11 protein-coding genes and 2 pseudogenes are annotated in these 10204 nt (G+C 62.2%); 2 read left to right on the top strand and 11 right to left on the bottom strand.

Annotated elements, in window-relative coordinates; translation table 11 throughout:
* Positions 1–74 precede the first annotated feature (74 nt).
* From JHD82_RS30005 to JHD82_RS30000, 11 genes and pseudogenes are all read right to left on the bottom strand, one after another.
* Positions 75–278: pseudogene (locus JHD82_RS30005) on the bottom strand (PilX N-terminal domain-containing pilus assembly protein); the annotation flags it as partial.
* A gap of 3 nt (positions 279–281) precedes the next feature.
* The gene (locus JHD82_RS27500) at positions 282–1124 is read right to left on the bottom strand and encodes a PilW family protein (RefSeq protein WP_199139964.1); all 843 of its coding nucleotides are present in this window, start codon (positions 1122–1124) and stop codon (positions 282–284) included.
* A 6-nt stretch (positions 1125–1130) separates the two neighbouring features.
* The gene (pilV, locus tag JHD82_RS27495; protein WP_199139962.1) at positions 1131–1760 is read right to left on the bottom strand and encodes a type IV pilus modification protein PilV; all 630 of its coding nucleotides are present in this window, start codon (positions 1758–1760) and stop codon (positions 1131–1133) included.
* Entirely contained in the window at positions 1754–2305 is a 552-nt protein-coding gene (locus tag JHD82_RS27490) for a GspH/FimT family pseudopilin (RefSeq protein WP_199139960.1), read from the bottom strand. The genes pilV (JHD82_RS27495) and JHD82_RS27490 overlap by 7 nt, the downstream gene beginning before the upstream one ends.
* Before the next feature lie 186 nt (positions 2306–2491).
* Positions 2492–2914 carry a type IV pilin protein gene (locus JHD82_RS27485; protein WP_199139966.1) on the bottom strand — a complete coding sequence of 141 codons (423 nt, stop codon included), beginning with the start codon at positions 2912–2914 and terminating at the stop codon, positions 2492–2494.
* Positions 2915–2922: 8 nt separating this feature from the next.
* The gene (locus tag JHD82_RS27480; protein ID WP_199139958.1) at positions 2923–5316 is read right to left on the bottom strand and encodes a pilus assembly protein; all 2394 of its coding nucleotides are present in this window, start codon (positions 5314–5316) and stop codon (positions 2923–2925) included.
* 15 nt (positions 5317–5331) lie between these two features.
* Positions 5332–6096, bottom strand: a complete 765-nt coding sequence (locus tag JHD82_RS27475) for a pilus assembly protein (protein ID WP_199139956.1) — start codon at positions 6094–6096, stop codon at positions 5332–5334.
* On the bottom strand, positions 6093–6968 hold the full coding sequence (locus JHD82_RS27470; RefSeq protein WP_199139954.1) for a PilW family protein: 876 nt from the start codon (positions 6966–6968) through the stop codon (positions 6093–6095). Before JHD82_RS27470 ends, JHD82_RS27475 begins: the two co-directional genes overlap by 4 nt.
* Entirely contained in the window at positions 6965–7585 is a 621-nt protein-coding gene (gene pilV, locus JHD82_RS27465; protein ID WP_199139952.1) for a type IV pilus modification protein PilV, read from the bottom strand. Before pilV (JHD82_RS27465) ends, JHD82_RS27470 begins: the two co-directional genes overlap by 4 nt.
* Entirely contained in the window at positions 7576–8139 is a 564-nt protein-coding gene (locus JHD82_RS27460) for a GspH/FimT family pseudopilin (RefSeq protein ID WP_012206986.1), read from the bottom strand. The genes pilV (JHD82_RS27465) and JHD82_RS27460 overlap by 10 nt, the downstream gene beginning before the upstream one ends.
* 249 nt (positions 8140–8388) lie before the next feature.
* Positions 8389–8703: a hypothetical protein gene (locus tag JHD82_RS30000; RefSeq protein ID WP_233174917.1), complete on the bottom strand. Its 315-nt coding sequence runs from the start codon at positions 8701–8703 to the stop codon at positions 8389–8391.
* A 238-nt stretch (positions 8704–8941) separates the two neighbouring features.
* On the opposite strand from JHD82_RS30000, the gene rpsO reads away from it, so the two are divergent.
* On the top strand, positions 8942–9208 hold the full coding sequence (rpsO, locus tag JHD82_RS27455; RefSeq protein ID WP_012206984.1) for a 30S ribosomal protein S15: 267 nt from the start codon (positions 8942–8944) through the stop codon (positions 9206–9208).
* A gap of 207 nt (positions 9209–9415) precedes the next feature.
* Positions 9416–10204: pseudogene (locus JHD82_RS27450) on the top strand (polyribonucleotide nucleotidyltransferase); the annotation flags it as partial.

The following is a 10204-nucleotide window of genomic DNA, read 5'->3' as shown; positions in this document are numbered from 1 at the left end:
CCCCCCCCCCCCCCCCCCCCCCCCCCCCCCCCCCCCCCCCCCCCCCCCCCCCTCTTTTAGATGTGTATAAGAGACAGGTCCTGCTCTGCGTCCTGCAGCATGGCCTGAGCTGCCTCGAACGTGCGCTGGTAATCCACGTCATTGCCCAGCACAATTTCGCTGAACCATGCCGTGCGCGAAGCCCATAACGCCAGCAGCATGGACAAAACGACAATGATGAGCACGGTATACAGGGCAATGCCCTGCTGGTTTCGTGGGCGCGGGTGGATGGTTTTCATTTTCTATGCGGGCTTGCCCTGGCTGCGTATCTGATAGGTATTGCGAAATACCATGCGCAATTTATTGCCACGGTCCGTGGCCGTACCGGCACAGTTGGTGTATTTGCTGCCAACGGTGTCTATTTTTTCTGTGCCCGTCAGTTCAAGGCAGACCTGTACGCCGAACACCTTGGACCAGTTCGCATCACCGACCTCGGTGGCGGTTTTGAAAGACATGGAGGGAGAGGCCGCGTTCGATCCCGTGTTGTCCTGCACCAAGTAAGTAACGCGGAAATCGCTGACATTCGAAATCAGGGGCTGGGTATTGGTGCCTCCGCCATTGCAGACAAGTTCCCCACTCCTGAGGGCGAAACGGCTCGTTATCAATGTGTCTGAAGCGCCTTCACCGAGGCAGTTGCGAAAGAAGGATGCCGCAGTGTCAGATCCGTAGTTCAGCTCCTGGTAGTTCATGTAGCCGGTGCTGAGCTTGAACTCGCTGCTGCCAGGGCTGTCCACGCCCGCCAGGGTCTTGCTGGCGCGATCAACGTTGGCTTCGAAGACCACAGGCTCCATGGGCTGGGGCAGATTGGTTGCCTGATCGGTCCTGGAGCGACCATAGGCCAGGTTGAGCTCGACCGAGCCGGCCTGGCGCAGTTGCATGCCGATCACGCGGAAGGCGTAGGCGGCCTGCTGCTGCATCTGGCTGGCCTCGCTGACGGTGCCCGAGATGCCACGGGTCGCCATGAGCGCGCCCAGCGCCACGGCAATGGTGAGCAGGCCGATGGTGATGCCCACCATGAGTTCCAGCAGCGACAGGCCCTGCTGGCGGTGCTTGGCACGGGAAGAGTTGTATAGGAGGCTGTGCATGGTGTTTCAGGGGCAGTACACGGTCCGCGCGCTGGCATCTCCCTGCAAAAAGGGGATGCATCGCGCTACCGGCTGGATGTACTGGAGATGGCACAGGGCGCCGGACGGACATGACACATTGGCAGAGCCGGTATCGGCCGGAGCGAGAGGTTGGCCATAGCTGGAGTCGTCCGTGCCGTCGCTCTTCTTGGCCGCGCGTTCATTGGCACGCCAAGCGATCATCACTCCCAGTTGGCGACGGTTGCCATCGCTGGTCTCATCTGCAGCCAAGAAGACCGATGCGTCCCCATTGGGCAGAGTGTTGGCAACGGATTTCTTCCACTCCAGGATGTCGCGCTGTGCCAGCGCACCGGGAGCGCAGTCGGTACATTGCGGGTCGGTCAGATTTTTGTCATTCCAGGTGCTGGCATAGCTGCTCAGGCTGCGCAATCCGTCGGGATTGATCTGTATTCGTTCGCTGAGGTCCTCGATCAGACGTATGGCCTGGGTGCGGCGGAAGCTGGACTGGGTGTCTGCCAGGGTGCGCATCTGCAATCCGAGGATGCCGAGCACGCCCAAGGCCATGACGAGAATGGCGATTAATGACTCCAGCAGGCTTAATCCCCGCTGCAGGCGGTGGCTTCGGTGCTTCAGCATGGTGGGTTCCCAATCACTTTGACTCGGCCGCCCGCAGCGACGCAAATGCCCTGGGCAGCGGGGGACGAGTTGTCACCACCGACAGGTGTGACGCTGACGCCCTTGGCGCTCACGCCCGTCACGGCACCCCAGCGGTCTATCTGTATGGCGCCACTGCTGTCCTTGATGCTGACCTGTATGCGCGTGGGTACGGCAAAGGATCGCAGCAGGGTCAGCGTGCCGCTGTCGTCTGCGCTGTAGACCCCCCATCCGCAGCCCCAATCCTCGTTGGTGGGCGCCTGTGTGCAGCCATCGGTACTGTCGGGTGTCTTTTTGATCTGGATGTTGCCCCCGCGCTTGAGGGCTTCGGAGCGCGCGAAGTAAAGGGCGCTGACCATGGCTTCCGTGCCGTTGCGAACGCGCCAGCGCTCCAGCAACGGATTGAAACTGGGTGCGGCAAGGGCCGCGAGTATGGCCACGATGGCAATGGTCACCATCAATTCGATGGCGGTGAAACCATGGACGAAGGGCCTTTGTACACGGCGGATTGGCGGAAAGGCGGACATGCACGCATCCTAGGTCGCGCCTGCGGACCCAGGATGGGCAACATGGATGAATGGAGGCTTGATTGGGACGAATGGTCCGGGAATGCTTCCGTCAGACTGGACAGGTGCGGGCAATGCCGTGCATTACCCGTTGCAGAGAGAAACACGTGCAGGGGCGGCAAGGCGCGTGCACAGCAGCCGAGCTATCTACCAGCACTCCGCCACCAGTGGCGCAGTCACCGCGATCCCATCTCCCTGCAGTCCCCGTATGCCCGTGTGCATAAGCGTGAAATCCCCACACCGGTCGCCCGCCTGCAATCCACGACGCGTTGCCACCAGCGTATAGGCCGCGTTGGTGTTGCCGGCTGCGAAGCCCAGGGTGTAGCGCTTGCCGGGATCGCTGCTCCAGGTCATCTCTGCGGGCAGCGTCGTCGGATAGGCGCCCATAGCCGTGGCTGCGCGCTCCAGCCATTGCTGGGCCTGCAGCAGGCCGGCGCGGGCATCGGCGCGGTGGACTCCGCGGATGTATTCGTTGTAGCTGGGCACGGCGACGGTGCCGAGGATGACTATGACGGCCACGACGATCATGAGTTCTATGAGTGTGAAGCCCGGGGATGGAGGGCGGCGCATCATGCGGCTCATTTCATTTGGCGCCAGCTGGGGCGCAGGGATTGCTCGGGCATGCGGGCGAGGACGTTGCGGCGGCCATCGGTGTCGTAGCCAATGGCGTGATGGCCTTTGTTGAGCAATATCTGGGATCCCCCGGAGACGGTTGTGCGCGAGGCTTCCTGATCCGCCGTGTCGTAGACGCCGTCGCCGTTGCTGTCCATCAATTGAACACTGGGCCGCTTGCCATCCATGATGTTCATGAGCGTCAGAAATTGGCTTTCCTCGCTCATATTGCAGGCGTCAGCGGGGCTTGTGGTTTCACCAGGGCGCCTGGAGGATCTGGCGGGTATCTGGCTGTAGATCGCGAGGAGATTGCTGCCGTCGTAGAAGCTCATCGGCTTGAGCAGCCGCTCACCTGACAGGGGAAGGTCCATGTACCAGCCTTTGTGCCGCGTCCAGTCGAGGTCGGTGGTGGAGTCCACTCGCCAGGTGCCATGGTCGATGGCCCCTTGCGTCTGATGGCTCACCGAGCGTTTGGCCAGCTCACCGATGCCGGATACGGGGGCTGGACGCTGCCCTGCAGGCAGCTTGCACTCAGAGTCCGGGTCACCCGTGCAAGGCTGTATGCGGCCGTCCGCGAGCAGCTTGTAGCGGGTGTTGTCGAGGATGGAATAGATGCTCTGCACCGCCGTGTTGCCAGTGTCCTGCTGGGTGATGTTGCGTCCTGTGCCGAATGCCACCATCATGCCGCCCACAGTCACGCGTTCATTGCTTCCCGAGGGTTCTGTGGTGACGCTGTACCGGTCATTGGCGCGTACGGATGCAGGGGCGGTAATGGGCTGGCGCAGTGCGCGAGAGGCCGTTGGCGAACTGCCACCCATGGCGGTGTACAGCGGCCGGCCGTTGAAGGCCATGCCCCAAGCGGAGGAGGCATCGCTGGCGATGATGAATTTCCACAGATTGCCCTGGAGGTCGCCCGCATAGACCACATCGGGCCGGCCATCGCCATTGATGTCCACGAGGCGTGGGGCGGAGAGCCCATTGTTGGTGGTATCCGGTGTGGTGCCGGTGGGGATGTCGCCTGTGGCCACGATGCGCAGCAGCTCCTGGTTGCCATCGAGGTACTGGATCAGCAGCACGGGTCGCTGGTTGATGCTGTGGTAGCCGTTGCCTGTCACCAGAGCCCAGCGGTTGTTGTTCAACTGCGTGATCTGGATGCTGCGTTGCGGGTTGGCATCGTCGCGCACGGGGGCCGCAAGGATATGGCCCAGGTCCTTGTCTTCCTGGCAAGTGGTGCGCTGCCAGAGGTCGGCGGAGATGGCGCAGTCACCGGGATCGCTGTTGCGGGTCTGGGTGCGGTCCAGCAGGACCAGCGTGCCGGCGCCGTGTTCGTTGAAAGCCTCTGGGTGCGTGATGTCCAGCACAAAGTAGCCTTTGGCACCGGCGCCCGGCATGCCTGCCAGCACGGTGCGCCACTGCGGGGATGCATGGCTGCCTGAGTTGATGTCGCCGCTCATGGCAGAGCCGTCCACGAAGTAGCGGTGCCGGGTGTCGTAGTCGAGGTCGGAAAGGCGTGCCAGCCCCGAAATCACGCCACGGGGGATGTAGGCGATCTTCTCGCTGCCGTCAGTGGCAGAAAAGCCGTGCAGCATGCCGTCGTTGCCGCCCACGTAAATCATGGGCTGGCGCTTCTGCTGGGCGAGCGCATAGGCCGCGTAGCCCGGCAAAGGCGAGTTGTCCACGGGGCGGCCGGTGTGCCAGATCTGGGAGTTGACGATATCGCCCTGGCGCGAGCCGCGTTGGCGAAAAGGGTGGGCTGGGTCAGGGCGCAGCGGTTGTCCCGCAGCTTCCATGCGGCGGTCGCCACGTATGAAGTTGAACCTGTGCTTGCCCAGTTTGTCTGCCCTGCCTTCGGCATCGACGCCGAAAGACGCCTTCTGGGGGCGGTCCAGCTCATGCCATTGGAAAGACACGCCCCTTTGCAGTCTGTCACTCCAGGTCAGGATCAGGCGTTCATTGAGTACCTGTTGATCACTGAGTGCATCCAGGTGGTCAGCCGTGCTTTTGCCTTGCCAGCCGGCTGCTGCGGTGATGCTCCCGTCGGCTTGGACCGTTTCTGCGTTGATCCAGCCGCTCCAGGCGGCTTTGGCGCTGTAGCGGGCCGTGAATATGTCCACGCCTGCCTGTGCAATCACGCTGCCGTTGGAAGTGGCGGAGCTGCTGCGGCCCTTGGCATTGGCTGGCTGGCCTGTCGGGCAGTCTTCAATGGGCGTGGCAAATTCTTTGTCTTCTCTTGGCGCCGGGGAAACTGGCGTGCCTGCCTCAGAGAAACGTTGGGCCTGGCTGTTTTGCGCGGCCAGGAGTGCGGCGATCACTGCTGGCAGCAGGAGGGGGCGGAACCCAGGGTGGAAGAGATAAGGCATGTCAGGCGTTCTGAATCAGTCGCGGCGCTTCTGGCGGACATAGGTCTGTTGCAGCACCACCTGGGTACCGTTCTTGCGACCGTGAGCGATGGCTGTGATGCGATAGACCACCTGGGGCTGCATGTAGAGGGCCAGACGTGGAGAGTCGTTGGCGATGAGGCCTGAGTTCCCTGCGTTGGCGTCATAGGGCAGGATCTCTATCCAGTACCAACCCCCCTTTCCTGTCTCACGGCTTGCCAGGATGGGATTGCTCTTGCCCTCAGAAATGGCGCCCGTGAACTGGCCGTAGCGTGCGGCTACATCGGTGGCGGTCATCTGGCTCAACGTGATCCCTTTGGTCTCGTCCACGTTGTTCCAGAAGTCCTGAGGCCCTGTGCGCTTGGTGCACAGGGCGTCTCGGCAGCTTGTGGGGGTGGCTCGGTTCAGGTTGGCCAGCAGCAGACCTACCTGATGGGTTTCCTGGGGAAACTGGGTGATGGTTGCAGCGTTGCGGCAGACGGATGGCTGGCTGCTGTTGGCGATGCAGGCGGCGCCGTTGGCCTGTTCGCCTCGAATGTCCAGTTCGGCATCCTGCAGCAATGCCTGTGCAGCTTCGAGGGCGCGTTGGTAGTCGGCATCGTTGCCCACGAACATCTCGTTGAACAGGGCGCTGCGCGATGCCCAAAGTGCCAGCAGCATGGAAAGCATGACCAGGGTGATCACGATAAACAGTGCGACGCCTTTCTGACGCTGCGCGGCACAGGTGTGGGCATGCCGCATGCCTGCTGCCTTGGCGGTCATCCAGCCATCCCCTGGCTGCGCAACTGATACACGCTGCGAAAGACCATGTGCAGGCGCCGGGTCCTGGGCGCCGGCAGCGTGGTCATGTCGATGGATTCAGCTGTGCCGTCACTGCTTGCGCAATCGGTGTAGCGGCTGTCGGCAGGCATGTTGATGACTTCGGTTCCGAAAAGCACCAGACAGACCTCCGCGGCAACTACGCGTGACCAGTCCTGGCCCACGGCGGCTGCGTTGACGTACTGCAGGCGTGCATCACCTTTCGGCGACTGGATCAGATAGCGCACCTGGAAGTTGGCGACGTTCTGGGCCAGTGGCTGGGCTCCCGCAGAGGGTGCTCCGGTGCAGCGCAGGGTGTTTTTGCGGGCGTCCAGCGCAAAGCGGCTCAGGATCAGGTTGTGGCTGTTGGCCTGGCCCAGGCAATTGCGCTGCAGTGAAGTTTCGATGGCCGAGCCGTGCAGCGGTTGCGTGTAGTTGCTGTAGCCCACGGTGAGCTTGTATTGAGCGCGGCCTGGCGCATCAAGGCCCAGGATGGTGTCGTGCGCAGGGTCGAAATCTTGTGCGCTCGCCTCGAATGCAACGGGGTCCGCCACGTCAACGGTGTCTGTTCCCTTTTTTGCAGACGAGAGAAGCAGCCGAAGAGACCCCGCCTGCCGGATCTGGCGGCCCATGACGCGGAAGATGTGGGATGCCTGCTGCTGCAGCTGGCTGGCATCGCTGACGGTGCCGGAGACGGCGCGTGATGCCATGAGTGCACCCAGGGCCACTGCGATGATCAACATTCCCAGGAGAAGGCCCACCAGCAGTTCGACCAGGCTCAGGCCCCGTTGACCAGGCTGCACCAGGGTTGCGGCGGCGATGTGGTTGTGCTTCATGGGCTTGCGCAGAAGAACTGGACTGCGTTGTTGGCAAGATATGGCGCGCAACGAGCGCTGAGCGCTATGTATTGCAGGTGGCAGGTTCTGCCGGTGGGGCAGGCCATGGCTTCGTCGCCGTGTGTGCCATCCCTATGGAGTCCGAGGGGTTTTTTGTAGCCGGCTTTGCTGGATTTCTCGTTTTCACGCCAGCTGATCACGATGCCCAGATGGCGTCCGTTGCTGGTGTCGTCTGTTGCAGGGAAGACCTTGGCGGCTCCGCCTGGCAGCAGTTGATGAACGGAAGCCTTCCACAGCGCGAGGTTGTAGCTGGCCAGCGTTTCTGGGTCGCATGGTGTGGCGCTGCAGTCGGCGGTGGATTCAGGGGTGTGATCCCAATCGGATTCGTAGTTGCTCATCTGCCCGAGAGAATTGGGGTTGGCGTGGGTGCGCTCGCTGAAGTCTTCGATCAACCGGATGGCCTGAGCGCGGCGCACGCCGCTTTGGGTGTCGGCCAGGGTGCGCATCTGCAGGCTCAGGATTCCCAGAACACCCAGGGCCGTGACGACGGTGGCAACCAGGGTTTCGATCAGGGTGAAGCCTTTGGCGTGCCGAGCGTGGGTGCTTGTCAGGCGCATGGAATGCCCTCCCGGCCGACCACCCGGATACGTCCGCCGGACGAAACGCAGATGCCTTTCGCTGCAGCAGAGACGAGGCCGGCGGAAGACGGGGCGACGGCGAAGCCCATGGCCGTGAATCCACCCATTTGTCCCCATCGGTCCACACTGATGATGGCGGCGGATCTGGAGCGGATGACAAGGGTGCGAGCGGGAGTGTCGAAGCGCTGTAGTTCTTCCCGGGGATCCCAGCGCTTGTTGCCATTGCGGTCAACGAACACTACCCAGCCACAGCCCCAGTCCGCGTGACGTGCAGCCAGAGTGCAGCCGTTGGTGCCTTGGGGTAGTTTCTGGATGAAGACGCCGCCCCCGCGCCGGACGGCTTCGGAGCGCGCGTATTGCAGCGTCGACTGCAGGCCCTCCACGGTCTGGCGAACGCGCCATCGCTCGATGATGAGGTGGAAGCTGGGGGCTGCCAGCGTGGTGAGCACGGCGAGGATGGCGACGACCACCATCAGCTCGATGGCCGTGAAGCCTTTTGCGCCCGGGTGGGCCTGAGACCAGGTCGATGACATGTCTTGAATCCCTCCCCGTCGATCTGCTTGCGAAGCGCTGGTTGTGTTTGCGTGCCGCTCAATCTATTGGGGTTGTTCGTACATGTCTTTCAGACAAATCTGTTTCTGTCCTCAACAATTAGGAGTCGTGCCGTTGGTGCAGGGTCATCCGGCATGACGATGCGTCAAAAAATCCAATGGTGACAAGGTATTGCCGGCTTTGCCGCTATCGAACTCCGGGGTAGGACTGTTTTTTGTTGGGGGGAACGCTCAGCGCCGCTGTCTGCCGGGTGGCGGCCGGGTATATCCGGCGCATGCCCCGGCGTTGTGCCGGCCCTGGCATTCGCGGTACAGCCGCTTGTCGCGTTGTTCGGGTGATTCCTCGGAACTGCTGCGCTGGGGTGGAATACGGACCCGCTGTCCGCCTTTTTTGCGCTTGGTGCCTTGCGCGGCCGATGTGTCGGAGCGGTGAGGGCTCGCCTGGGCCGGCAGGGCCAGGCATAGGGCCGCGACCAGGCTCAGCAGGGCGCATTGCTGCCGATGTGCGCGCCAGGTTGCAGCAGTGAATGAAAAACGCGTTGCCATGGTGTTGCCCTCCCGTGATCTATGAATGTCTGCAGGCTTCGCGGCATTCTGGGCGGGCTGTCGGCCTGCGCGGTGTGGGGCCACAAAGCATGTATGGATGCTGGACAGGGCGCGCTTGTTATAATCCCAGGGTTTTGCATGGTGCAAGACGCACGTCGGGGCCTTTCCAGTCCCGGCGCAAGTAACCAAGGCTGCCTCCCTGCTTTTGTCTGTGAGGGGCCAATTTCAAAGGAAAAAAATGATCGCATCTTCCGTGAAGGCTGAAGTCGTCAAGTCCAACGCACGCTCTGCCAACGATACTGGCAGCCCAGAAGTGCAAGTGGCCCTGCTGACCGCACGCATCAACGAGCTGACCCCTCACTTCAAGCAACACGCCAAGGACCACCACGGTCGTCGCGGCCTGCTGCGCATGGTGAGCCGTCGTCGCAAGCTGCTGGACTACCTCAAGTCCAAGGACGCTGATCGCTACACCGCACTGATCGCCAAGCTGGGCCTGCGCAAGTAAGCACGGTGGGAGATCAAAACGCCTGAGTTAGCCTGTCTAGCTCAGGCGTTTTTTACTTCGGAGAATGCAAGACAGAGCGAAGCTGTGTCATTCCAGTGCTGCTGATTTGATAGCAGTGAATCCAGCACTGGAATGGCATCGTGTTCTGAATTGCTCTCCATCATGGCCCGATGAGTGCATCGGTCCACCCATTCCAAAGGAGCAACAATGTCCATCTTCAACAAAGTCACCAAGACCTTCCAGTGGGGCCAGCACACGGTCACCATGGAAACCGGCGAGATCGCCCGCCAGGCTTCCGGCGCCGTGCTGGTCAACATCGATGACACCGTGGTGCTGGCCACCGTGGTGGCGTCCAAGCAGGCCAAGTCCGGCCAGGACTTCTTCCCGCTGACCGTCGATTACATCGAGAAGACCTACGCCGCAGGCAAGATCCCCGGCAGCTTCTTCAAGCGCGAAGCCAAGCCCAGCGAACTCGAAACCCTGACCAGCCGCCTGATCGACCGCCCGATCCGCCCGCTGTTCCCCGAAGGTTTCTACAACGACGTGCACGTGGTCATCCACACCGTGTCGCTGAACCCCGAAGTCGATGCCGACATCGCCGCTCTGATCGCCACCTCGGCTGCCCTGTCCGTGTCGGGCATTCCCTTCAATGGCCCCATCGGTGCCGCCCGCGTGGGCTACATCAATGGCGAGTACGTGCTCAACCCCGGTCAGACCCAGCGCAAGGATTCGCAGATGGATCTGGTCGTGGCCGGCACCGAAGCCGCCGTGCTGATGGTGGAGTCCGAGGCGCAGCAACTGCCTGAAGACGTGATGCTGGGCGCCGTGGTCTTTGGCCACGAGCAAGGCCGCATCGCCATCGACGCCATCCACGAGCTGGTGCGCGAAGCCGGCAAGCCCGTCTGGGACTGGGTCGCTCCAGCCAAGGATGAAGAGCTGATCGCCAAGGTGGCGGCACTGGGCGACGAAGCCCTGCGCACGGCCTACCAGATCCGC

The sequence above is a fragment of the Delftia sp. ASV31 genome (genome assembly GCF_016428765.1).
GTDB lineage: Bacteria > Pseudomonadota > Gammaproteobacteria > Burkholderiales > Burkholderiaceae_C > Comamonas > Comamonas acidovorans.
This window is presented reverse-complemented; position numbering and strand designations above follow the sequence as displayed.

Bases quoted from the DNA above. Each gene is read 5' to 3' on its own strand.
- JHD82_RS27500 (WP_199139964.1), bottom strand. From the start codon at position 1,124: ATGCACAGCCTCCTATACAACTCTTCCCGTGCCAAGCACCGCCAGCAG.
- pilV (WP_199139962.1), bottom strand. From the start codon at position 1,760: ATGCTGAAGCACCGAAGCCACCGCCTGCAGCGGGGATTAAGCCTGCTG.
- JHD82_RS27490 (WP_199139960.1), bottom strand. From the start codon at position 2,305: ATGTCCGCCTTTCCGCCAATCCGCCGTGTACAAAGGCCCTTCGTCCAT.
- JHD82_RS27485 (WP_199139966.1), bottom strand. From the start codon at position 2,914: ATGCGCCGCCCTCCATCCCCGGGCTTCACACTCATAGAACTCATGATC.
- JHD82_RS27480 (WP_199139958.1), bottom strand. From the start codon at position 5,316: ATGCCTTATCTCTTCCACCCTGGGTTCCGCCCCCTCCTGCTGCCAGCA.
- JHD82_RS27475 (WP_199139956.1), bottom strand. From the start codon at position 6,096: ATGACCGCCAAGGCAGCAGGCATGCGGCATGCCCACACCTGTGCCGCG.
- JHD82_RS27470 (WP_199139954.1), bottom strand. From the start codon at position 6,968: ATGAAGCACAACCACATCGCCGCCGCAACCCTGGTGCAGCCTGGTCAA.
- pilV (WP_199139952.1), bottom strand. From the start codon at position 7,585: ATGCGCCTGACAAGCACCCACGCTCGGCACGCCAAAGGCTTCACCCTG.
- JHD82_RS27460 (WP_012206986.1), bottom strand. From the start codon at position 8,139: ATGTCATCGACCTGGTCTCAGGCCCACCCGGGCGCAAAAGGCTTCACG.
- JHD82_RS30000 (WP_233174917.1), bottom strand. From the start codon at position 8,703: ATGGCAACGCGTTTTTCATTCACTGCTGCAACCTGGCGCGCACATCGG.
- rpsO (WP_012206984.1), top strand. From the start codon at position 8,942: ATGATCGCATCTTCCGTGAAGGCTGAAGTCGTCAAGTCCAACGCACGC.